General features: G+C 53.8%; 20 protein-coding genes, 1 tRNA gene and 1 other RNA gene. 9 read left to right on the forward strand and 13 right to left on the reverse strand.

Annotated elements, in window-relative coordinates:
- Positions 1 to 33 precede the first annotated feature (33 nt).
- Positions 34 to 1,158: an aryl-sulfate sulfotransferase gene (locus tag ACLJR2_RS04425; protein WP_000940803.1), complete on the reverse strand. Its 1,125-nt coding sequence runs from the start codon at positions 1,156 to 1,158 to the stop codon at positions 34 to 36.
- Positions 1,159 to 1,307: 149 nt separating this feature from the next.
- On the opposite strand from ACLJR2_RS04425, the gene ACLJR2_RS04430 reads away from it, so the two are divergent.
- Positions 1,308 to 2,315, forward strand: a complete 1,008-nt coding sequence (locus tag ACLJR2_RS04430) for a substrate-binding domain-containing protein (protein WP_000290701.1) — start codon at positions 1,308 to 1,310, stop codon at positions 2,313 to 2,315.
- Here the strand turns inward: ACLJR2_RS04430 and ACLJR2_RS04435 are convergent.
- The 4 genes from ACLJR2_RS04435 to ACLJR2_RS04450 form a co-directional block, all read right to left on the reverse strand.
- A non-coding RNA gene (locus tag ACLJR2_RS04435) (RtT sRNA) lies at positions 2,306 to 2,425 on the reverse strand. The two genes, ACLJR2_RS04430 and ACLJR2_RS04435, sit on opposite strands and share 10 nt — an antisense overlap.
- A 35-nt stretch (positions 2,426 to 2,460) precedes the next feature.
- Positions 2,461 to 2,537, reverse strand: a tRNA-Pro gene (locus tag ACLJR2_RS04440).
- Between the two features lie 90 nt (positions 2,538 to 2,627).
- On the reverse strand, positions 2,628 to 4,319 hold the full coding sequence (eptB, locus tag ACLJR2_RS04445) for a kdo(2)-lipid A phosphoethanolamine 7''-transferase (RefSeq protein WP_001269255.1): 1,692 nt from the start codon (positions 4,317 to 4,319) through the stop codon (positions 2,628 to 2,630).
- Between the two features lie 230 nt (positions 4,320 to 4,549).
- Positions 4,550 to 5,254, reverse strand: coding sequence for an autotransporter outer membrane beta-barrel domain-containing protein (locus ACLJR2_RS04450; protein ID WP_000637069.1), 705 nt, complete (start codon positions 5,252 to 5,254; stop codon positions 4,550 to 4,552).
- Positions 5,255 to 5,409: 155 nt separating this feature from the next.
- Between ACLJR2_RS04450 and tag the strand changes: the two genes are divergently transcribed.
- On the forward strand, positions 5,410 to 5,991 hold the full coding sequence (gene tag / locus ACLJR2_RS04455) for a DNA-3-methyladenine glycosylase I (protein ID WP_001188419.1): 582 nt from the start codon (positions 5,410 to 5,412) through the stop codon (positions 5,989 to 5,991).
- Positions 5,969 to 6,409, forward strand: a complete 441-nt coding sequence (locus ACLJR2_RS04460; RefSeq protein ID WP_000619902.1) for an N-acetyltransferase — start codon at positions 5,969 to 5,971, stop codon at positions 6,407 to 6,409. The genes tag and ACLJR2_RS04460 overlap by 23 nt, the downstream gene beginning before the upstream one ends.
- On the opposite strand, the gene ACLJR2_RS04465 is transcribed toward ACLJR2_RS04460, so the two are convergent.
- Positions 6,378 to 8,711: a molybdopterin guanine dinucleotide-containing S/N-oxide reductase gene (locus ACLJR2_RS04465; protein WP_000148456.1), complete on the reverse strand. Its 2,334-nt coding sequence runs from the start codon at positions 8,709 to 8,711 to the stop codon at positions 6,378 to 6,380. The two genes, ACLJR2_RS04460 and ACLJR2_RS04465, sit on opposite strands and share 32 nt — an antisense overlap.
- A gap of 152 nt (positions 8,712 to 8,863) precedes the next feature.
- Between ACLJR2_RS04465 and ACLJR2_RS04470 the strand changes: the two genes are divergently transcribed.
- Both ACLJR2_RS04470 and ghrB read left to right on the forward strand, forming a co-directional pair.
- Positions 8,864 to 9,526 carry an OmpA family lipoprotein gene (locus ACLJR2_RS04470; RefSeq protein WP_000747548.1) on the forward strand — a complete coding sequence of 221 codons (663 nt, stop codon included), beginning with the start codon at positions 8,864 to 8,866 and terminating at the stop codon, positions 9,524 to 9,526.
- A 218-nt stretch (positions 9,527 to 9,744) separates the two neighbouring features.
- Entirely contained in the window at positions 9,745 to 10,719 is a 975-nt protein-coding gene (gene ghrB / locus ACLJR2_RS04475; RefSeq protein ID WP_000804682.1) for a glyoxylate/hydroxypyruvate reductase GhrB, read from the forward strand.
- A gap of 49 nt (positions 10,720 to 10,768) precedes the next feature.
- On the opposite strand, the gene ACLJR2_RS04480 is transcribed toward ghrB, so the two are convergent.
- Complete coding sequence (locus ACLJR2_RS04480; RefSeq protein WP_000190524.1) at positions 10,769 to 11,479, reverse strand: DUF3053 domain-containing protein; 711 nt, start codon at positions 11,477 to 11,479, stop codon at positions 10,769 to 10,771.
- Positions 11,480 to 11,917: 438 nt separating this feature from the next.
- Here ACLJR2_RS04480 and ACLJR2_RS04485 point away from each other — a divergent pair, with 438 nt between their 5' ends.
- From ACLJR2_RS04485 to cueP, 3 genes are all read left to right on the forward strand, one after another.
- On the forward strand, positions 11,918 to 12,208 hold the full coding sequence (locus ACLJR2_RS04485; protein WP_000455790.1) for an HTH-type transcriptional regulator: 291 nt from the start codon (positions 11,918 to 11,920) through the stop codon (positions 12,206 to 12,208).
- A gap of 287 nt (positions 12,209 to 12,495) precedes the next feature.
- Entirely contained in the window at positions 12,496 to 12,708 is a 213-nt protein-coding gene (cspA, locus tag ACLJR2_RS04490) for an RNA chaperone/antiterminator CspA (protein ID WP_000014594.1), read from the forward strand.
- Between the two features lie 173 nt (positions 12,709 to 12,881).
- Positions 12,882 to 13,421 carry a copper-binding periplasmic metallochaperone CueP gene (cueP, locus tag ACLJR2_RS04495; RefSeq protein WP_000047141.1) on the forward strand — a complete coding sequence of 180 codons (540 nt, stop codon included), beginning with the start codon at positions 12,882 to 12,884 and terminating at the stop codon, positions 13,419 to 13,421.
- Positions 13,422 to 13,471: 50 nt separating this feature from the next.
- Here the strand turns inward: cueP and glyS are convergent, their stop codons facing one another.
- The 3 genes from glyS to ACLJR2_RS04510 form a co-directional block, all read right to left on the reverse strand.
- Entirely contained in the window at positions 13,472 to 15,541 is a 2,070-nt protein-coding gene (gene glyS, locus ACLJR2_RS04500; RefSeq protein ID WP_001291739.1) for a glycine--tRNA ligase subunit beta, read from the reverse strand.
- A gap of 9 nt (positions 15,542 to 15,550) precedes the next feature.
- Positions 15,551 to 16,462 carry a glycine--tRNA ligase subunit alpha gene (gene glyQ / locus ACLJR2_RS04505; RefSeq protein WP_001168551.1) on the reverse strand — a complete coding sequence of 304 codons (912 nt, stop codon included), beginning with the start codon at positions 16,460 to 16,462 and terminating at the stop codon, positions 15,551 to 15,553.
- Between the two features lie 138 nt (positions 16,463 to 16,600).
- Positions 16,601 to 16,903, reverse strand: a complete 303-nt coding sequence (locus tag ACLJR2_RS04510) for a YsaB family lipoprotein (protein ID WP_000605592.1) — start codon at positions 16,901 to 16,903, stop codon at positions 16,601 to 16,603.
- Positions 16,904 to 17,068: 165 nt separating this feature from the next.
- Between ACLJR2_RS04510 and ACLJR2_RS04515 the strand changes: the two genes are divergently transcribed.
- Positions 17,069 to 18,064 carry an acyltransferase gene (locus ACLJR2_RS04515; RefSeq protein WP_001182574.1) on the forward strand — a complete coding sequence of 332 codons (996 nt, stop codon included), beginning with the start codon at positions 17,069 to 17,071 and terminating at the stop codon, positions 18,062 to 18,064.
- Positions 18,065 to 18,086: 22 nt separating this feature from the next.
- Here the strand turns inward: ACLJR2_RS04515 and ACLJR2_RS04520 are convergent, their stop codons facing one another.
- The 3 genes from ACLJR2_RS04520 to xylA form a co-directional block, all read right to left on the reverse strand.
- A complete protein-coding gene (locus tag ACLJR2_RS04520) occupies positions 18,087 to 18,440 on the reverse strand; it encodes a YiaA/YiaB family protein (protein WP_000340935.1) in 354 nt (117 codons plus the stop codon).
- A 174-nt stretch (positions 18,441 to 18,614) separates the two neighbouring features.
- Positions 18,615 to 20,069: a xylulokinase gene (gene xylB, locus ACLJR2_RS04525; RefSeq protein WP_000275307.1), complete on the reverse strand. Its 1,455-nt coding sequence runs from the start codon at positions 20,067 to 20,069 to the stop codon at positions 18,615 to 18,617.
- Between the two features lie 99 nt (positions 20,070 to 20,168).
- Complete coding sequence (gene xylA, locus ACLJR2_RS04530; RefSeq protein ID WP_001149561.1) at positions 20,169 to 21,491, reverse strand: xylose isomerase; 1,323 nt, start codon at positions 21,489 to 21,491, stop codon at positions 20,169 to 20,171.
- Positions 21,492 to 21,673 lie beyond the last annotated feature (182 nt).

The following is a 21,673-nucleotide window of genomic DNA, read 5'->3' on the forward strand; positions in this document are numbered from 1 at the left end:
AAAATAACCGCCAGCGCGGGCTGGCGGTCTGTATTATTTCAACCAACTAATGGCATCAGCGGCATAGCGATGCGCACGGAAGGCGCTGTTCTGTTTTCCAGGAATAATGCCTTTACTGAGGTGCTCCGGATATTCATTAAAGAACGGAATGATATATTCCCATACCGTTTCGCCTTCCGGGGTGACTTCAAACAGGCGGCCAAACGCCGATTCACAGATAAAGGTGTTTCCGTTCGCCAACCGCTGCGCGCTCCCCATATACGGCGAGAAAAACGCCGGCGGGAAGATATCGCGATACTGCCAGGTAATCGCTTTGGTCTGCGGATCGAACTCCAGCACCGTGGAATGCGGCGAGGTGACGCCGGGACGCAGGTTGCCGTTATCGAAAACCAGAATCGACCCGTTCTCCATCTCAACCGGCGTGTGCTGCTGCGCTACGACTTCCGGCCCTGCATGCCAGATAACCTTCCCGCTCTCTTTATCCACGGCAATGACGCCGGAAGTGGTACGCAGGCTCATCAGTACCAGGCCATCACGGGTGACGGACAGGCCGTTAATCATCGGCCAGTGGCGGCGGTCGAAAATATCATGAATCGGGAAATCTTCCGGATTCAAATGCTCCCAGGCGCGCCATTCCCAGACCACTTCACCGTCGCGATTGACCTCTTTGACGACGTCGCTCTGAATGATGCCGTCCGGCGCATCGCGGCGCGGGTCGCCGCCGGTAACACGGGCGGCGATATCGGCAGGTAACGGCGACGCGGCGGTATACAGCAGATTACCGTTCGCCAACCATTGCGCATCATGGTGATGGTAAATATCTTCGTAATGCCAGACGATTTCGTTATCCGGCGTCACTTCGTAGAAGTCGCCGCCGTGCCAGAGATCCCACGCCGGATAGAGGTTCGCTGAAGTGCGGTGGCTGCCGTTATAACCCAGATTACCGTTCGGCAGCAGCACCGCATCACGCCCGGCGCGAACCGGAAGCTGCCACTGATGCGCGACTTCGCCCTGCTCGTCCACCAGGTAAACCCGCCCTTCGGCGGTTTGCGGCGCAAAAAGCGTATAGCCGCCAAAGCTCTTCGCCTTATCAGCGTAGATAAGGCCCGCCAGACGGCGTCCAAGGGTGAAAGTCGAATCCTGAGTTAAGTGTGCCACATCGCCTCCTGAGGAATAAATTTGCGCCAAAATACCCCATTAAAACGTTTTAATGAAGAGTTTTTTACGATCCTCACTGAAAAAAAGCAAACGTTACCGTCTGGTAAATATGCTACCCTGTGCGCAAATTTTCGCAGGTCAGGAAGCAGATGGCTGTTCAAAATAAAAAACGCGCAAAGTTGATTGATGTTGCCCGCCATGCAGGCGTATCGCCAGGGACGGTATCCAATGCATTGCACAACACCCGCTTTGTCGAGCCGCAGACGCGACGGCGTATTGAAGAGGCCATTGTTGCGCTCAACTACACGCCGAATATTCGCGCCCGCCAGTTACGAACCGGCAAAACCAATACCATTGCCTTGCTCTCTTCGGTGCCGCTGGCGATTGCCTCCGGCGCGTCACGACTGGGATTTATGATGGAGGTGGCGTTAACGTCCGCGATGATGGCGCTGGAAAAACAGCATGCGCTGATTCTGGTGCCGCCGGGGGCAAATCCACTGGATGCCGTCAGCTTTGACGCAGCGATCCTGATTGAGCCGGCGGAGAACGACCCGCAGCTCCAGGCGCTGGCGCAAGCGGGCATTCCCTGCGTCACCATTGGCCGCACGCCGGGCACCGACACGCCTGTGCCGTGGGTTGAGCTGCACTCGGCGGCAACAGCACAGCTTCTGCTAACGCATCTGGAGGCCTCCGGCGCCAGCAAATGTGCGTTATTTGTCGGTAACACACGGCGAACATCAGTTCTGGAGAGCGAAGCGGCTTACCAGCGCTGGTGCGCGGGGCGCCAGGCCCCCGTCGTCTACTCTCTCAATGAAAGCGAGGGTGAAAATGCCGGCTACCAGGCCGCGCAGCAGCTATTACAGGCGCATCCCGACGTTGACGGCGTGCTGGTGCTGATCGATACCTTTGCCAGCGGCGCGGTACGGGCTTTCCAGGAACAAGCAGTAGCTATCCCGGAGCGGATGCGCGTGGTCACCCGCTATGATGGTATCCGCGCGCGCGAATCGCTGCCGCCGCTGACGGCAGTGAATATGCATCTTGATGAGGTGGCGCGACAGGCAATCACGCTATTATTTGATTTGCTGGCGGGCAAGAAGGTCAGCCACAGCGACGGGATCATGCCTAAACTGGTGGTGCGAGCGTCAACCTGCCGGTGATAGAGGATGGCTCGCCCTGCGGGCCGTTGCTGACGCAACATTTTCTCGCTTCGCTCGGGTCGAACCTCTTGCCCTCCGGAGGTTCTCATCCTCGTCAGACTTCAGATACAAAAAAACCCTGCTCATTGAGCAGGGTTTCTGAATTTGGTCGGTGATAGAGGATTCGAACCTCCGACCCCTTCGTCCCGAACGAAGTGCGCTACCAGGCTGCGCCAATCACCGAATGCGGGCGCATCTTACTGCTCAGGCGCACGCCCGTCAATCCCTTAGTCGCAAAATACAATTCAATCGGCGAGAAAGTCGGCAGACAACCTACTTCGCGGCGACTTTCTGCGCATCGGGAATATGGCACCAGTTGTTGTTCTGGTTAATGCCGCCATCCGGCGATGTATACCCCAGGCAGCCCATTATCGTATCGTACAGCTCCACATGACGACGCGGCACTTTGATCTCCGCCTGTTGTTTCAGGTGAGCGAACATCTGCGCATGTTGCGGTCTGGCAAGATATTTATCCGACATCCATACCAGCATCGGAACACGGAATTGCTCCGGCGGCGCCATATTGCGCGGCGTACCGTGCAAATGTTCGCGTTCGTTAATCGACTCGCCGTGGTCAGCCGCGTAGAACACAATCGCTTTTTTATCACGCAGCTGATCGAACACACTGGTAATAAAGTGATCCACATAGGTCACGGAGTTATCGTAAGAGTTGATCATCTGCGCTTTCGTGCAGCCGCTATCGACCCCAATACATTCGGGCTTCCACTGAGCGTAGCTGCGCGGATAACGTTGCGTATAGTTAAAATGCGACCCCTTAGTATGCAGGATAATCAGATGCTTACCCTCCGGGTTCTGGGCAAGCGAGTTCTGCATCTCATCAATCAACAGCATGTCATCAACCGTTTTACCGCGGTTACGCGGCTCGGCGCCGATCTGCTCGCGGTAGGAGATATTATCCGCCATGGTATTGCTATAGAACCACATCTCGCTCTGCATGGCGTACAGATCGGAACTGAATCCGAGCTGTTTGAGTACGGCAAAAACATTCTGCTCTTTTAAGGTACGCTGCGGGTTATTATCCGCCCCGCCTTCCCGTACAAACATACAGCGTAAAGAAAGCTTCGTCGCGGTATCGCAAGAATAGCCGCGGAACGCCGCCAGATTTTTTTCCTGCGCCAGCTTCGGCGTGGTATTACGCTCGTAGCCGAAAATCCCCATGTGATCCCAACGGGTCGTCTCACCGATAATGAAAACAACGTAGGTGTCATCCCCATCCTTCGGCGCAACATAGGTAAATTTCCTGGCCGGGTTTATTAACGAATTATTGTCCGACGACTCATCTACCTGCGCCCAGGCATACAGCCCTAACGCAGATAACCAGTTTGAAGGCAGATAGGAGTTCGCCACCACGCCGCCATAGCTGGGTAAGTCGATACCTGTCGCCCGTTCAACCTTTTTTTGCTGTATATCCAGCAGGCGGATAGGCGCCCACACCATTACGCCTGCGAGTACCACTACAGCGGCGCTGCGAAAACGCTGCCCCGGCGTACGTAGCTGGCGCAACAACGTGTAGCGACAGTGGTTACTCCAGATAAAGATGAGCGGAAGCACGCTCACGGCAATCAGCCACAATACGAAGTGCAGCCCCACCACCTCTTTCGAGAGATCGATATCGGTGGTCATAACAGACGCAATAATGCCGTAGCCAATCACCACGTTCAGGAAGGTCATGTAATAACTGGCGCCAGCGGAAAACAGCACCACCAGCGTGGCCAGCACGCGCCAGACGCGTCGGCCAAACAGTGAAAGAAGACGAAGTAAGAAGAAAGTGACCAGCACCGTGGCGCCAAGTTCGACAACCGCGGAAAGGCCTTTCCAAATGGTAAATTCTTGCGCATAACTGCCGAAACGGCGGTAAAACACGGCGCAATTCATAAACAGACCGATATAGAGCGCAAGCAAGAAACTAAGTTTCTGTTGCGTCATCGATTTAATGTATCTCATGCAAACAAACCCTGGGAATCGGGATAAAAACGACCTGTACAACGATTCTGTAATCAAACAGGTAAATATGCGGCTAACGCAGATGTGAGAAAGTCTACCAGCGCGGCTAAGTAGACCACAGGAAGCGCAAAAAGTGTCTATAGAGAATGTGATTGACCTATATATTTTTGTAAATATATAGACAGGGTATTAGCTGAACTTCTAATAAGTCCTGGTGGCGGTTTATCCTGTTAAAACCTGGCGCTCACCCCCAGGGTATACAAATAATCACTATCCGTAGCGCTGTTTTCCGCCTGGGAAAACGCCGCATACGCCGCCATGTGCGGGTTAAGTAACACGTCCGCGCCTACGGTGACATCCAGCCAGTTTCCCGCCTGATTTCCTGCGGTCATACGACTCAACCCGGACTGCGCTTTCCAGATATTTTCCCCAAACTGTTGGTTATAGCTGATTTGCGCCCAGGGACGGACATCGCCGAACTGCGAGTTTACCCGCCAGCCTAATGTACTGACGCTGGCATGCCATAACGGATCGGTAAGCGCTAATGTCGTCGCGCTATCGCCATATTCGTTATACATTGATGACGTCGAACCGTCGTAATGCAGCGCCGCGACCGGCCCAGTGGTCACGCGTCGGGAAAGCGGAAAATTCCAGCCCATAATGATACCGCTGGTCGCATCAAGCGGGGTTTCATCCGCCAGGCTAAGCACCAGCCCCACCGTATTTTGCGTAGACTGAATACGTTCGGCCAGTATGTCGTTGTAATTCGGTTGGTGATCGCTGTCCCAGGTATAGCGTTCCGTCGTATGCCCCGGAGCCGCTTCAGCGATATATTCTTGTTGCCAGGCATACGTGGTATTGATAAAAAACGAGCAGGCCATAAGGCCCGCCAGACAACGCAATGTCCGGCGACCACGGCGTTTTCTTACAATCATCAACGCGACTCCAGAGTAGAGCCGAATTCGGCGATATTATTGTCATTGAATGAAGGATGTCGGGCATCAGCCCTGTATTAACTATTGTCCTTTTAGCGAGCCCGTCAAGCGGGTTGAAGGAAATTTTCGCGGTAACCACAATAACGAGGAAGTCTATGCAGCGTTGCGACTGGGTCAGCCAGGACCCCCTTTATATTGCCTATCATGATAACGAGTGGGGCGTACCGGAAACCGATAGCAGAAAGCTGTTTGAAATGATCTGTCTTGAAGGTCAACAGGCCGGTTTATCCTGGATCACCGTGCTTAAAAAGAGAGAGAACTATCGCGCCTGTTTTCATCAGTTTGACCCGGTACGCATCGCAGCTATGCAGGAGGAGGAGGTTGAACACCTGCTGCAAAATACGGGCATCATACGACATCGCGGTAAAATTCAGGCCATTATCAGTAACGCCCGCGCCTGGCTTGCGATGGAGCAAAACGGCGAGTCTTTCGCCGATTTTGTCTGGTCATTCGTTGATGGCCAGCCGCAGATCACCCAGGCGGCCAGCCTGGATAAGATCCCCACCTCAACACCTGCGTCCGATGCGCTTGCTAAGGCATTGAAAAAACGCGGTTTCAAGTTTGTCGGTACGACTATCTGTTACTCCTTTATGCAGGCGTGCGGACTGGTCAACGACCATATTACCGGCTGTTTTTGCCATCCGGGAGAAAAACATGATTCGCAAATCCCAGAGTGAAGACATGGCGTCTATTCTGGCGCTGTGGATGAAAAGTACCATTTATGCCCATCCCTTTATCGAAGAACGTTACTGGCACGAGAGCGAAGCAATTGTACGCGACGTCTATTTACCCGCCGCGCAAACCTGGGTATGGGAGGAAAATGGACAACTGAAAGGCTTCGTCAGCGTACTGGAAGCCCGTTTTGTCGGGGCGCTGTTTGTCGCCCCCGACGCGTTAAGACACGGCATTGGCAAAGCGCTTCTGGAATATGTCCAGCAACGTTTTCCTCTGCTGAGCCTTGAGGTTTACCAGAAAAATCAATCCGCCGTAAACTTCTACCATGCGCTTGGTTTTCGTATTGAAGATAGCGCCTGGCAGGAGGATACCGCCCACCCCACCTGGATTATGAGTTGGCAGGCGGATCAAACGCCGTAAGCGGTAGCGCCGGGCCGGTATATTTCTCAAACCAGACCAGCGCGGTGTTGCCCGCACAACCGTTCCCCAGCCGGGAACTGGGAAGATCTTTTGTCAGGACGTTTACCGCGCCGTTTTTGCATATGCCGCCTGCGGTAGGTTCAGGGTCCGGCCATGCGCCTTCGTGAATACAGATAACGCCAGGCCGAATTCCGTCGGTAACGACCGCGCCCGCCAGAACCTGCCCGCGATGATTCCAGACGCGTACCGTATCGCCATCGACGATTCCGCGCGTTGTCGCATCCTGCGGATGAATCGTCACCGGTTCGCGTCCGGCTACCGCATACCGCTCCCGTAATGAACTGTAGTTGAGCTGGCTATGCAGACGGTGCGCCGGATGCGCGGAAAGTAGCTGAACCTGCCCCGCATCGGCGTTCCCGTGCCACTCATCCGGCACCAGCCACATCGGATGACCGGGACAATCCGCGTAACCATAGCTGGCAATGCGCGTAGAATAGATTTCGATTTTGCCGCTGGCCGTTTTTAGCGGATGGTTATCAGGATCGCGGCGAAAATCCGCGAAGCGCACAAACTGCGCGTTGGCGGGATTTTCCGGCATCTCCAGTAAACGGTTAGCCTGCCAGAATGCGGCAAACGGCGGCAGCGTCACCCCCTGGCTGGCGCCACGCTGGGCGGCAATATTGTAGAAAGTCTCCAGCCACGCCAACTCGCTTTTTCCTTCGGTGAACCGAGCGTAACCACCGGCTTCCCACCGTTCGCTCAGTTCAGCAAAAACGTCAAAATCATTCCGCGCCTCCCACCGGGGCGACACGACCTGCTTCATCGGCGCCAAATGCTGATTGCTATAGTCGCCGGTCATGGTTAAATCGTTACGCTCATAGCTGGTGGTCGCAGGCAGAACAATATCCGCGTGTTTCGCGGCGGCCGTCCAGAAACATTCCGAGATAACGACCAGTTCCGGTTTTTGCCACGCGCGAATCAGACGGTTGGTATCCTGATGATGAGTAAAGTTCGCGCCGCCCGCCCACCAGATAAAACGAATATCCGGGAAGCGGCGATCCATTCCATTGTGTTGGTAAAACCCACCGGGGTTTTCCAGCGCCTCGACAATACGCGCCACCGGTATTTTATCTACCGCATCGACCCCGCCAGGGATGCTTCCCTGCATCGAGGCTAACACGGCGGCGCGGCGCGTCGGATTTCCGCCGTTAGCAAAATGATAAGAAAAACCAAACCCGCCGCCAGGCGTACCAATTTGCCCCAGCATTGCGGCCAGCGTAACGATCATCCAGTGCTTTTGCTCGCCGAACTGCTGACGCTGCATTCCCCAACCGGCCATCAACATGGTGGTGTTATGATGAAATATTTCCGCCAGTTCGCGGATTTTCACCGCAGAAACGCCGCAAATTTCTGCCGCCCATTCCGCTGTTTTGGCCGTGCCGTCGGTCGTGCCCAAAAGATAGTCGGCGAAGCGGTCATAACCCGTCGTGCAGCGGGCAAGGAACGCTTCATCCTGCCAACCGTTTTCCACCAGCGTATGGGCGATCCCCAGCATTAACGCTACATCGGTGCCCATATGTGGGGCGATCCACTCCATCTTATCGCCAAAAAAGTCGACGCTTTCCGATCGCATCGGATCGATGCAGATCAGGCGTTTGCCGCTTTGTCGCAGCGCCGCAAAATAGTCGAGCCCCTGTTCATCCGAGGCGTTCCAGGCAATTTTCAGAGTATTCAGCGGGTTCGCGCTCCAGAGCACCACCACCTCGCTATGTTCCAGCACCACCGGCCAGCTAGTCTGCTGCTGGTAAACCTCGTTGCCACCCACCACATAAGGCATGATAGCCTGCGCCGCGCCGGTGGAATAATCGCCAAGATGGCCGGTATACCCTCCCGCCAGCGCCATGTAACGCTGCAATAGCGTAGCCGCTTTATGCAATACGCCGTTCGAACGCCAACCGTAGGAGCCGGCGAAGATGGACGATGGCCCATAACTTTCGCGAATACGTTTGTGCTGAGCGTGGATCAGATCCAGCGCGTCATCCCAACTTACGCGAACAAACTCATCCTGCCCGCGTATGCCTTGCGGCTTATCGGGGGAAGCCAGGAACCCTTTACGCACCATCGGGAAGCGAACCCGCGTTTTACTGTGCACCTGGTCATGCACAACGGTTTGCAGGGAGTTCTGGTGTGCCGTCGGGAGTTCGCCATACGAGGCAAAAATGCGTTCTCCGTCGGTTTCAACGCGGACTGGCCCCCAGTGTGCGGCGGTCAATACCGAATGACGCGATGGTGCGTGGGTCAAGGTTCGCTCCTGAATTATTGGGATTATTTATTTTGCCGATCAATGTTACTTACAAATTTCAGAGTTTTCCCTGGAATTTTCTTCATGTGCAGACGTCATAATCAACCGCCACGGTCGCTGTGGTAAAAATAAAAAAGTGATAAGGATTTAAGATGAAAAAACGTGTATTTGTGATTGCTGCCATCGTGAGCGGCGCCCTGGCAGTATCTGGCTGCACAACAAACCCTTACACCGGCGAACGCGAAGCAGGTAAATCCGGCATTGGCGCGGGTATTGGATCGCTGGTCGGCGCAGGCATCGGCGCACTCTCCTCCTCCAAAAAAGATCGCGGTAAAGGCGCGCTGATTGGCGCGGCGGCTGGCGCGGCGCTGGGCGGCGGCGTGGGTTACTACATGGACGTACAGGAAGCGAAACTGCGTGACAAAATGCGGGGCACAGGCGTTAGCGTGACGCGAAGCGGCGATAATATCATTCTGAATATGCCGAATAATGTCACCTTCGACAGCAGCAGCGCGACGCTGAAACCGGCAGGCGCTAACACGCTGACCGGCGTGGCGATGGTGCTGAAAGAGTATCCCAAGACCGCCGTCAATGTGGTGGGCTACACCGACAGTACCGGTAGCCACGATCTGAATATGCGTCTGTCGCAGCAGCGTGCTGACTCCGTCGCCAGTTCGCTGATCACCCAGGGCGTCGACGCCAGCCGTATCCGTACCAGCGGAATGGGTCCGGCGAACCCGATCGCCAGCAACAGTACGGCAGAAGGTAAGGCGCAAAACCGCCGCGTCGAAATTACCTTGAGTCCATTGCAGTAAACGACAGTACCGGGTAAGGCGGCATGCTTTACCCGGCCTGCACTATTCCCTCTCCAGACCGGATACACGTCGCATCATTCGGTATTCATTCATCATTTACCACGACACGGCTGCCGACAGCGGGGAAATTGGCTGGTCGATGATGGCTAAACGGGTTAATAATAAGCCTGTTCCGATTGGCGCATGCCGCGCTTACCTTTTGATTTACGGAGAGTCGCATGAAGCCGTCCATCATTCTCTACAAAACCCTGCCTGATGATTTGCTGCATCGCCTGGAGGCGCATTTTACCGTCACCCAGGTACCGAACCTGCATCCGGAAACGGTAGCGCGACACGCGCAGGCATTTGCCAGCGCGCAAGGCCTTCTGGGCGCCAGCGAAACCGTTAACCGCGCGCTGCTGGAAAAAATGCCGGCGCTACGCGCGGCGTCGACCATCTCGGTGGGATACGATAATGTCGAAGTGGACGCCCTTACTGCCCGCAAAATAGTCCTGATGCACACGCCTGCCGTTTTGACGGAAACCGTTGCCGATACAGTGATGGCGTTGATGCTGACCACTGCCCGCCGCGTGGTGGACGTCGCAGAACGGGTTAAAGCGGGTGAATGGACGGAAAGCATTGGCCCGGCGTGGTTTGGCGTCGATGTGCATCACAAAACACTCGGTATCGTTGGGATGGGGCGTATCGGGATGGCGCTGGCGCAGCGAGCGCACTTTGGGTTTACCATGCCGGTTCTCTATCACGCTCGTCGGCGGCATCAGGAGGCGGAAGACCGGTTTAACGCCCGCTACTGCGATCTGGATACGCTGTTGCAGGAGGCTGATTTTGTCTGCGTGATCCTGCCGCTAACGGCAGAAACGCGACATCTGTTTGGCGCAACACAGTTTGCCAGAATGAAATCGTCCGCTATTTTTATTAATGCCGGACGCGGCCCGGTGGTCGATGAAAACGCGCTGATTGCCGCGCTGCAAAACGGTGAAATATATGCGGCAGGTCTGGATGTCTTTGAGCAGGAACCGCTATCCGTGGATTCGCCCCTGCTGAACATGCCTAATGTCGTCGCGGTGCCGCATATTGGCTCGGCAACGCATGAGACGCGCTACAACATGATGGCCTGTGCGGTGGATAATTTGATTGATGCGCTGCAGGGAAAAATAGAGAAGAACTGCGTCAACCCGCAGGCGGCGGGATAACGCTACAGGCCCGATAAGCGCTGGCTTGCGCTTATCGGGCAGACTGTCATTACTGGGTCGCGTTTACCGCCGCCGTCCAGGCCTGATTAAACGCCTGATGCTGCGAGGCCAGCGGCCCAATCAGCGCATTATATTGGCTGGCCTGCTGTGAGGTCGGGAACTGAATGCCGTTCGCGACGAAGCTCACCTGCTCGCCCTGTTGCGCAATATAATCGCCCACTTGTACCAACTGCTGCGTAAAGATCTGCGCCGCCGGGATCAGCGGCTGCAAAGCATCTGCCGGCACGGTGACTACTTTTTTGTAGACCTGATCAAACACAGGTTTCAGGTCATCGGCCTGCTTTAACGCGCCATGCGCGGCATCAGCCTGCAGTTTTGCATTCTGCAACTGTTGCGCCAGCACGCCTAACGAACCATTTGCCTGCCGCAGCGGCTCACGTTGCGTCATATAATCCTGCGGAACGCGGATGGCGTTAACGCTATCGACCACCGGGCGCAGACCGGAATCCATCGCCTGGTTTACCTGCTGCGAGTAGCCATACAGTATCGCGTAATCAGACACGAACGGACCAAACTGTTTTTTCTGATCGGCCGTCAGCGTTGGTAAACGCTCTCCGCTACGCATTGCTGTATTCTGCAGGAAATCGACAAACGCTTTGCGCTGATCGCCTTCTTTATCAAAACACCCGCTCAGGCTAAACACCATTAATAACGCCACAACAGGCGCAAACCAGCGAGAGCAGGACTTACCTGTCGCCATTGTTAATACTCCTTTCACCCAAAAATGCGCACAACGACACCTGCGTGCCTGACGGCTTACAAGGATAGTCCAGGTCAGGCTTGCAGGATACCCTTTCCACGCGATCTTGTAGCGGAAAATTATGTTTATCTGCATCAATGCTTAATTTGTTATTTTATTGTTAATTTTTGGCCTGACACTGCGATAAAAAACGCGGCAAGAAAGCTTTCCAGCGGGGAGTGTAATATTTTTTTAATCTTTACAATTATTTTCTGAAAGACGGATATACCTTCCTGGATCAAATTGTTAGCGTCCTAAAAGTCGCGTAGCGTAAGGCATCGAAACGAATCGATAGCGCTTCCTGGCGGCGCGTCGCCCCCCACCCGCAAGTTTCCCGACTATTCTTAAGAGGCTTCGATGCACTTCACGATCCCGCTGTGTGATTTACAGGAGTTCTCAATGGAATATAAAGATCCGATGTTTGAGCTGCTGAGCAGCCTGGAACAAATTGTTTTTAAAGATGAAACGCGAAAGATCACCCTGACGCAAAAACCCAATCCTTTTACCGAATTTGAACAGTTACGGAGAGGGACGGGACTAAAAACAGATGAATTCGCCAGAGCGCTGGGCGTAACGGTTGCCATGGTTCAGGAATGGGAATCGAAACGCGAAAAACCCACGCCAGCAGAGCTCAAATTGATGCGCCTGATACAGGCGAACCCACGCTTAAGTAAGCAATTGATGGAGTAATTTTTACCCCTTTCTGTTTTAACGGTCCTGCGTAAGGACCGTTTTCCCCGCCCGATTCCTGACCTGGAGAAATAAAGTAAAATAAAAGTTGCATCGCCCGGCATTACATGAGTTAATGTGCTCAACGGTTTGACGTACAGACCATTAAAGCAGTTTAGTAAGGCAAGTCCCTTCAAGAGTTATCCATTAGATACCCCTCGTAGTGCGCATTTCCTTAACGCTTAAAAAATCTGTAAAGCACGCCATAACGCCGAAAGGCACACTTATTTTTTAAAAGGTAATACACTATGTCCGGTAAAATGACTGGTATCGTAAAATGGTTCAACGCTGATAAAGGCTTCGGCTTTATTACTCCTGATGACGGTTCTAAAGACGTGTTCGTACACTTCTCCGCTATTCAGAACGATGGTTACAAATCTCTGGACGAAGGTCAGAAAGTTTCCTTCACCATCGAAAGCGGCGCTAAAGGCCCGGCAGCTGGCAACGTAACCAGCCTGTAAGCTTAAAAAGCTCAGAATTTTGAATCCCTGCCTGATGGCGGGGATTTTTTTTATTCCAATTCCCCCTCTCCCCCCAGCATAACTTTGCATTACTTTACCCTGTGTCCCTTTGACCTTTCCCTTAGGGGAACCCCTATAGTAGGTAAGGAGATTGTTCACAAGGAATTGAAGTTATGTCGAAATCATCATGGTTATTACTTTTGGGTTTATGCGCCAGCGGCTCCGCGCTTGCGGCATCCTCAGAATCCGCTTTTCTGGCGCAACATGGGCTGGCGGGAAAAACGGTTGAGCAGATCGTGGATTCGATTGATCAGACGCCGCAGAGCCGTCCTTTGCCTTACTCCGCGTCGATTACCAGTACCGAACTCAAATTATCTGACGGAGAGCAGATTTATACGCTGCCGTTAGGCGACAAATTCTATCTCTCTTTTGCGCCCTATGAATGGCGGACACACCCCTGTTTTAACCACAGCCTTTCCGGCTGTCAGGGAGAAATGCCGAATAAACCGTTCACTGTAAAAGTGACAGACAGTAAAGGCGCTGTCATCGTACAAAAAGAGATGCAAAGCTATCGAAACGGATTTATCGGTGTTTGGCTACCGCGCAATATGGAAGGGACGCTCGAAGTAAGCTACAACGGTAAAACGGCGTCACATGCCATTGCCACCAGAGATGACAGCCAGACCTGTCTGACGGAATTACCATTACGTTAAAAATAAAAAAACCTGCCCGAAAGCAGGTTTTTTTTTAATTAACTGAACGCTTATTGTAGTAACGAAATATCCGCAACCTGCAGGAACAGTTCGCGTAGTTTCGACAACAGCGTCAGGCGGTTGATACGGATATCTTTCTCTTCCGCGTTAACCATGACATTTTCGAAGAATTCATCCACCGGCGCGCGCAGAGCAGCCAGCTCAATCAACGCTTCCTGATAACGACCATCGGCAAAGTACGGCTGAAGCTTATCACGCAGCACAACCAGATGTCTGGCCAACTCAATTTCCGCCGCTTCTTTCAGTACGGAGGCGTGGACGATATCGTTCAGCGGCTCAGTGGCTTTCGCCAGGATGTTGGAGACGCGCTTGTTCGCCGCCGCCAGCGCAGAGGCTTCTTCCAAGGTACGGAAGTGCGATACCGCTTTCATACGAGCATCGAAATCTGCCGGACGGGTCGGACGACGCGCCAGTACCGCCTGGATGGTGTCGACGGTGTAACCTTCATCCTGATACCAGGCGCGGAAACGACCCAGCATAAAGTCGATCACATCATCGACTACGTTGGCATTGGTCAGCTTGTCGCCATACAGACGCACGGCTTCTTCGGTCAGCGTTTGCAGATCAAGGTTGAGGTTCTTCTCAACAATGATACGCAGCACGCCCAGCGCGGCACGACGCAGCGCAAACGGGTCTTTGTCGCCTTTCGGATGCTGACCAATACCGAAGATACCCGCCAGAGTGTCCATCTTATCGGCGATCGCCAGCGCGCAGGCCACCGGGTTAGACGGCAGGTCATCACCGGCAAAGCGCGGCTGATACTGCTCGTTCAGCGCCACAGCGACATCTTCCGCTTCACCATCGTGACGCGCGTAGTGCATCCCCATCACACCCTGGGTGTCGGTGAACTCGAAGACCATGTTGGTCATCAGGTCGCACTTGGAGAGCAGGCCCGCGCGAGTGGCGTGGTTGACGTCAGCGCCAATCTGACCGGCAATCCAGCCCGCCAGCGCCTGAATACGGTCGGTCTTGTCGCGCAGCGTGCCCAGCTGTTGCTGGAACAGCACGGTTTGCAGACGCGGCAGATGGTCTTCCAGACGTTTTTTACGGTCGGTATTGAAGAAGAATTCAGCATCTGCCAGACGCGGACGCACCACTTTCTCGTTACCGGAGATAATCTGGGTCGGATCCTTCGATTCGATGTTGGCGACGAAGATAAAGTTCGGCAGCAGCTTGCCCGCGTTGTCATAAACCGGGAAATACTTCTGGTCGCCCTTCATGGTGTACACCAGCGCTTCGGCAGGCACGGCGAGGAATTTCTCTTCGAATTTCGCCGTCAATACCACCGGCCATTCCACCAGCGAGGCCACTTCTTCCAGCAGGCTTTCGCTCAGGTCGGCATTACCGCCAATCTTGCGTGCCGCTTCTTCGGCGTCCGCTTTGATTTTGGCTTTACGCGCTTCGTAGTCGGCAATGACTTTACCGCGCTCCAGCAGAATTTGCGGGTACTGGTCAGCATTGTCGATAGTGAACTCCGGCTCACCCATAAAGCGGTGGCCGCGAATGACGCGGTCAGACTGAATACCCAGAATAGTCGCCGGAATGACCTTATCGCCCAGCAGCAGAGTCACGGTGTGCACCGGACGCACGAAGTGGACGTCAGACGCGCCCCAGCGCATCAGTTTCGGGATCGGTAGTTTCGCCAGCGAGGTGGCTACCATGTTCGGCACCAGCGCTTCGGTACTTTCGCCCTTCACGTGGGCACGATACAGCAGCCATTCGCCTTTGTCGGTCTTCAGACGCTCGGCCTGATCAACGGTGATCCCGCAGCCGCGCGCCCAGCCTTCTGCCGCTTTGCTCGGTTTGCCTTCGGCGTCAAACGCCTGAGCAATCGCCGGACCACGTTTTTCGACTTCGCGATCGGGCTGAGATTCAGCAAGATTCGCCACTTTCAGCGCCAGACGGCGCGGGGCGGCAAACCATTCAACGTTACCGTGCGCGAGGCCGGCGTTATCCAGCTCCGCAGTGAAGTTCGCAGCAAAGGACTCAGCCAAACTGCGCAGTGCTTTTGGTGGCAGCTCTTCAGTGCCGATTTCCACCAGAAAAGTTTTCTCAGACATGGCCGCCTCTTACTTGTCTTTGTTGCACATCGGGAAGCCGAGGGCTTCACGGGAAGCATAATAAGCCTCTGCCACTGCTTTGGTCAGGGTGCGAATACGCAAAATGTAGCGCTGACGTTCGGTGACGGAGATAGCTTTACGCGCATCCAGCAGGTTGAAGCTATGGGCGGCTTTCAGAATACGCTCGTAGGCCGGCAGCGGCAGCGGGTTTTCCAGTGCTAGTAGCTGCTGGGCTTCTTTCTCATACTGCTCGAAGCAGGTGAATAAGAAATCCACATCGGCGTATTCAAAGTTATAGGTGGACTGCTCCACTTCGTTTTGATGGAACACGTCACCGTAGGTGGTTTTACCCAGCGGGCCATCGCTCCAGACCAGGTCGTAAACGCTGTCCACGCCCTGGATATACATCGCCAGACGTTCCAGACCGTAGGTGATTTCACCGGTCACCGGCTTGCACTCCAGGCCGCCGACCTGCTGGAAGTAGGTGAACTGCGTCACTTCCATGCCATTCAGCCACACTTCCCAGCCGAGTCCCCAGGCGCCCAGCGTCGGGTTCTCCCAGTTATCTTCCACGAAACGGATGTCGTGAATGGTCGGGTCCATACCCAGCTCTTTCAGAGAACCGAGGTACAGCTCCTGAATGTTGTCCGGAGACGGCTTAATCACTACCTGGAACTGATAGTAGTGCTGTAAGCGGTTCGGGTTTTCGCCGTAGCGGCCATCGGTCGGACGACGAGAAGGCTGCACATAGGCAGTCGCCATCGGCTCTGGCCCCAGCGCGCGCAGGCAGGTCATTGGATGAGAAGTTCCCGCGCCGACTTCCATGTCCAATGGTTGAACAATGGTGCAGCCCTGGCGAGCCCAGTAATCCTGTAAGGTCAGGATCAAGCCCTGGAAGGTCCTGGTATCAAACTTTTGCATATTATTTCGTGCTGGATACGTGTGGATTTAAAGGAAGGAGCCAGTATACCCGCTGGATGCGAGATATACAGTATGAAACCGGTTTGTTTAGCGAAAATTGCCGGATTTCGCGGCATCACACCTCACCAGGCGCGGCTTTTACCGCATAGAAAGATGTAAAAACTGCCCATCTGCATCAAAAGAGCAGACAAAACTCTCTTTACGGAAGGTATTACCCCGCATCTCATAGCTCCCCTGAAACTGTTCGAAGCCGGTAACAGCAATTTTCTGTGCGCCAGTGTTGTAACGCTGCGCCGCCTGAGCTTTACACAATGCTTCCATATCCAGCGTGCGTGTTGGGCTCACTTTACTCTGCTGGGCTTTTTGCGTCGGTGGCGGTGTCGCTGTGCATCCCACCAGAGCGATGGCTATCATCACAGTACAGAAATACTTCATTATCATTTTTATTACCGTCTGGTTTGCTGGTCAGTCTTATTATTAAGGTTTGTGGGTAACAGAAACATTGTGCGAATCTCCTTACGCCATCACAAGATGTAGCGTAGAAAGTCGGATTTTTCCAGTGAGCCACCGCGCTGGAACTCTATTGAAACGGAAGCTGAGGAACTGATGCAGCCTAAAATTAACTGGATTGATAACCTGCGAGGGATCGCCTGTTTAATGGTAGTGATGATCCATACTACAACGTGGTACATCACCAACGCCCACAGCGTCAGCCCGCTAAACTGGGATATTGCGAATGTCCTGAATTCGGCTTCGCGCGTTAGCGTTCCCCTGTTTTTTATGATTTCAGGCTATCTTTTTTTTGGCGAGCGCTGCGCGCAACCGCGGCATTTTTTACGTATCGCCCTGTGCCTTATCTTTTACAGCGTTGTCGCCCTGGCTTACATTTCACTTTTTACTTCGATCAACGTCGAGCTTTCGCTAAAAAATGCGCTGCAAAAACCCGTGTTTTACCACCTGTGGTTTTTCTTTGCGATTGCGGTGATCTACCTGGTATCGCCATTAATCCAGGTAAAAAACGTGAGCGGCAAAATGCTCCTGACGCTGATGGTGGTCATTGGTATTATTGCTAACCCAAATACTGTGCCGCAAAAAATTGGCGGCGTTGAATGGTTGCCCATCAATCTGTATATCAGCGGCGACACGTTCTACTACATTCTCTACGGTATCCTGGGCCGCGCCATTGGAATGATGGAGACGCAAAAGTCATCGCTGACGCTTATCTGCGCTGCCCTGTTCATCATCGCGGTATTTGTTATTTCTCGCGGCACATTGCATGAATTACGCTGGCGCGGAAATTTTGCCGATACCTGGTATCTGTATTGCGGTCCCATGGTGTTTATTTGCGCCGTCTCACTGTTCACGGTAGTTAAAAATAAGCTGAATGCGCGGACGTTACCTGGACTGGGGCTTATCTCCCGCCACTCGTTGGGCATTTATGGTTTCCACGCGCTGATTATCCATGCGCTACGTACTAATGGTCTGGAGTTAAAACGTTGGCCGCCGTTAGACATCGTGTGGGTTTTTGCCGCGACGGTGACAGGAAGCCTGCTACTTTCCATGCTGTTACAGCGTATTGATAAACGGAAATGGGTTAGCTAAACGACAATGATGGCTCCGGCCATCATTCATCATCACTGTAGGAAGCGTAAAGATCGGTTCCATATATACTGACCCCCAGCGCCACCAGACACAGTATTTTCAGCGCGCCCGCCAACGCCAGGTTAAATACGCCGACCGCGACCATGCCGATGCCAAGCAACAGCAAAGATTTGCAACGAGAAAGCAAGCGGCCATTTCCCGTGTGTTCCTGGCGAATTAAGACTGGAAAACCACACATGACGATTGCCGCAAAAAAATATCCCTTTTCGCTTAATGTATGACAGCCTGGCCACAGTCCCACCAGGTATACCACTGCACCGACAACTAACATTCCCAGGCCGAATATCCGTTTCCTGCGTGCAACGTGATCGTCCATCTCACTCTCCTTGTGGTTGTGTGAGACACATTAAGCGAAGAAATAGCGATGAAAAAGGCGCCTGCCCAGCAATAATATAAAAATCAGAAAACACACATACTTACTTCTATATAATTCAATAGAATTAATATTTACGGGAAATGCCTTTCAGCCAAAACCGAAAGGCATTCTGACTTATGACATCAACGGCAACAGCTGCTGATAGAGTCGACGGAAGGTTTCACGACGTTGTTGATAAACCGCATGACGCTGCACATCGGGATAATGCGCCTGCTCCAGCGGCAACTGCGGCAATACATCGGCGAGCGGAGTCTGTTTATTCACCGCAATTTGCGCCAGACGCGCCGCGCCCAGCGCTGGCCCCACATCGCCGCCAGTACGATAATCAAGCTGTAGCCCGCTAATATCAGATAGCATCTGACGCCAGTATTCGCTGCGCGCCCCGCCGCCGATAAGCGTCACGCTGGCGGGTTTGACGCCGCAGGCGTGAACCACATCCATGCCATCCGCCAGAGCATATCCCACGCCTTCCAGTACCGCCCGCGCCAGTTCCGCCGGGCCATGCTGATGGGTTAAACCAAAGAAAACGCCTTTTGCCTGCGGATTATTGTGCGGCGTGCGCTCGCCGGACAGGTACGGCAAAAACCAGATCGGATCGGTATGCTCATCCGCCAGCTGCGCGGCGGCAATCAGTGTCGGGACGTTCTTCTGCCCGGTGAGTTTAGCCGCCCAGTCCAGACAAGAGGCGGCGCTCAACATTACAGACATTAAATGCCAGCGTTCCGGCAGCGCATGGCAAAAACTGTGTACTGCGCTCTCCGGTTTACTCAGAAAGCCGTCGCTGACGGCAAAATAGACGCCCGATGTTCCGAGTGAGAGCATCGTCTGTCCGGCATCGATCATTCCTACGCCGACCGCGCCAGCCGCATTGTCGCCGCCGCCCGCCACCACAGGTACTGCTGGCATTCCCCATGCGCTGGCTACCTCTGGCAGCAACGTTCCGGTAATGTCACTACCTTCAAATAACGCTGGCATCTGCTGTCGGGTTAAATGACAGGCGTTGAGCATAACGTCGCTCCAGTCGCGCTTTTTCACGTCCAGCCACATCGTTCCCGCCGCATCCGACATATCGCTGGCAAAGACGCCCGTCATTCGCAGCCGCAGAAAATCTTTCGGCAGCAGAACTTTGTCTATCTGGCGGAAAATATCCGGTTCGTGGCGCTGCACCCAGACTAATTTGGGCGCGGTAAAACCGGGCATCATCAGATTACCGGTTATCGCACGCGACTGCGGCACCTGTTTTTCCAGCCAGGCGCACTCTTCGCTACAGCGTCCGTCATTCCATAAAATCGCTGGTCGCAGAACCTGCTGACGGCTATCAAGCAATGTCGCGCCATGCATTTGTCCGGCGATGCCCAACGCCCGGACGCCACTTAACGACTGTTGCCGACCTAAACCTTTAACCGCACGATCCGTCGCCTGCCACCACTGCTCTGGTTCCTGCTCCGACCATAAGGGATGCGGACGCAATACGGTCAGTTTTTCAGTATGCGTAGCCAGCACATCGCCCTGCTCATTCAACAGGATAGCTTTTACACCCGATGTACCAAGATCGATCCCGATATACATAGTGTGGGTTCCTTTACTGAAAGCGCCCGGCAGCGCTACGCTTACCGGGCTAATCACGACTACAGGCCGGGCTAACGCGGAGTCGCCCGGTAGATAGGGTTATTTATCAAACAGATAACGGTTAACCAGATTTTCTAACAGCTCCTGATGACCGCTTTGATGTACTGGCGCCAGATTATGCTGCTCCGCATACTGCGCCAGTTCGCCTAAGGAGAGTTGTCCTTTCAGAATCTGCTGCCCCAGCTCGCCATTCCAGCCGGCATAGCGCTTCGCCACGCGTTTATCCAGCTCGCCGTCTTCAACCATACGCGCGGCGATTTTCAGCGACAACGCCATCGTATCCATCGCGCCGATATGACCGTAGAACAGATCGTATTTATCGGTGCTCTGGCGACGAACTTTGGCGTCGAAGTTGAGACCGCCCGTTGTGAATCCGCCCGCTTTCAGGATTTCGTACATCACCAGCGCGTTCTCTTCAACGCTAATCGGGAACTGATCGGTATCCCAGCCCAGTTGCGCATCGCCGCGGTTGGCGTCAACGGAGCCAAAAATACCCAGCGCGATAGCGGTCGCGATTTCATGGTGGAACGAATGGCCCGCCAGCGTCGCGTGGTTCGCCTCAATGTTCACTTTGATCTCTTTTTCCAGGCCGAACTGTTTGAGGAAGCCATAGACCGTTGCAACGTCATAATCATACTGATGTTTTGTCGGTTCCTGCGGTTTCGGTTCAATCAGCAGCGTGCCCTGGAAACCCATTTTATGTTTGTGCTCGACCACCATTTGCATAAAGCGGCCAATCTGTTCGCGTTCCTGGCGCAGATCGGTATTCAGCAACGTTTCATAACCTTCGCGCCCGCCCCACAGCACGTAATTTTCGCCGCCCAGTTTATGCGTGGCGTTCATTGCCGTAACCACTTGCGTCGCTGCCCAGCTAAAGACTTCCGGATCCGGGTTAGTGGCGGCGCCTGCGCCATAGCGCGGGTTGGTAAAGCAGTTCGCCGTTCCCCACAGCAGTTTTACGCCGCTCTGCTCCTGTTTCGCCGCCAGCACATCCACCATCTGCGCGAAGTTGTTTTTATATTCTTTCAGCGACGCGCCTTCCGGCGACACATCCACGTCATGGAAGCAATAAAAAGGCACATTCAGTTTGTGGAAAAATTCAAACGCCACGTCCGCTTTGCGTTTCGCCAGCTCCAGCGCTTCGCCCGGTTGCTGCCACGGACGATTAAACGCGCCTACACCAAACATATCCGCGCCGTTCCAGCAGAAGGTATGCCAGTAACAGGCCGCGAAACGCAGGTGATCTTCCATACGTTTACCTAAAACCAGCTCGTCGGGATTGTAATGACGAAATGCCAGCGGGTTAGTCGATTGAGGGCCTTCATAGCGAACACGATCGAGTTGGTCAAAATAAGCCTGCATAGTGAGCTCCATAATCAGATAAGACGGCAAGTAAACGACATAACGTCATACTGGAATTTCCTGATTTATTGCTCAATTACGTTATTTCACACCGCTATTAAGAGAATCCCCAAATGTGCGCTGGCTCTCAAAAAAACGCTGAAAACCACAGAAGAAAAAAGCGATCGCGATCGAATCCTGGC

Origin of the sequence: Salmonella sp. SAL03688 (assembly GCF_046551895.1) — a bacterium.
Taxonomy (GTDB): domain Bacteria; phylum Pseudomonadota; class Gammaproteobacteria; order Enterobacterales; family Enterobacteriaceae; genus Salmonella; species Salmonella enterica.

What these genes read in the sequence shown, in the direction of transcription:
- cspA (WP_000014594.1), top strand. Translation starts at nt 12,496, where the DNA reads ATGTCCGGTAAAATGACTGGTATCGTAAAATGGTTCAACGCTGATAAA.
- glyQ (WP_001168551.1), bottom strand. Translation starts at nt 16,462, where the DNA reads ATGCAAAAGTTTGATACCAGGACCTTCCAGGGCTTGATCCTGACCTTA.
- ACLJR2_RS04450 (WP_000637069.1), bottom strand. Translation starts at nt 5,254, where the DNA reads ATGATTGTAAGAAAACGCCGTGGTCGCCGGACATTGCGTTGTCTGGCG.
- ACLJR2_RS04515 (WP_001182574.1), top strand. Translation starts at nt 17,069, where the DNA reads ATGCAGCCTAAAATTAACTGGATTGATAACCTGCGAGGGATCGCCTGT.
- ACLJR2_RS04480 (WP_000190524.1), bottom strand. Translation starts at nt 11,479, where the DNA reads ATGGCGACAGGTAAGTCCTGCTCTCGCTGGTTTGCGCCTGTTGTGGCG.
- ACLJR2_RS04470 (WP_000747548.1), top strand. Translation starts at nt 8,864, where the DNA reads ATGAAAAAACGTGTATTTGTGATTGCTGCCATCGTGAGCGGCGCCCTG.
- tag (WP_001188419.1), top strand. Translation starts at nt 5,410, where the DNA reads ATGCAGCGTTGCGACTGGGTCAGCCAGGACCCCCTTTATATTGCCTAT.
- ACLJR2_RS04430 (WP_000290701.1), top strand. Translation starts at nt 1,308, where the DNA reads ATGGCTGTTCAAAATAAAAAACGCGCAAAGTTGATTGATGTTGCCCGC.
- ACLJR2_RS04485 (WP_000455790.1), top strand. Translation starts at nt 11,918, where the DNA reads ATGGAATATAAAGATCCGATGTTTGAGCTGCTGAGCAGCCTGGAACAA.
- xylB (WP_000275307.1), bottom strand. Translation starts at nt 20,069, where the DNA reads ATGTATATCGGGATCGATCTTGGTACATCGGGTGTAAAAGCTATCCTG.
- ACLJR2_RS04510 (WP_000605592.1), bottom strand. Translation starts at nt 16,903, where the DNA reads ATGATAATGAAGTATTTCTGTACTGTGATGATAGCCATCGCTCTGGTG.
- ACLJR2_RS04520 (WP_000340935.1), bottom strand. Translation starts at nt 18,440, where the DNA reads ATGGACGATCACGTTGCACGCAGGAAACGGATATTCGGCCTGGGAATG.
- glyS (WP_001291739.1), bottom strand. Translation starts at nt 15,541, where the DNA reads ATGTCTGAGAAAACTTTTCTGGTGGAAATCGGCACTGAAGAGCTGCCA.
- eptB (WP_001269255.1), bottom strand. Translation starts at nt 4,319, where the DNA reads ATGAGATACATTAAATCGATGACGCAACAGAAACTTAGTTTCTTGCTT.
- ghrB (WP_000804682.1), top strand. Translation starts at nt 9,745, where the DNA reads ATGAAGCCGTCCATCATTCTCTACAAAACCCTGCCTGATGATTTGCTG.
- xylA (WP_001149561.1), bottom strand. Translation starts at nt 21,491, where the DNA reads ATGCAGGCTTATTTTGACCAACTCGATCGTGTTCGCTATGAAGGCCCT.
- cueP (WP_000047141.1), top strand. Translation starts at nt 12,882, where the DNA reads ATGTCGAAATCATCATGGTTATTACTTTTGGGTTTATGCGCCAGCGGC.
- ACLJR2_RS04460 (WP_000619902.1), top strand. Translation starts at nt 5,969, where the DNA reads ATGATTCGCAAATCCCAGAGTGAAGACATGGCGTCTATTCTGGCGCTG.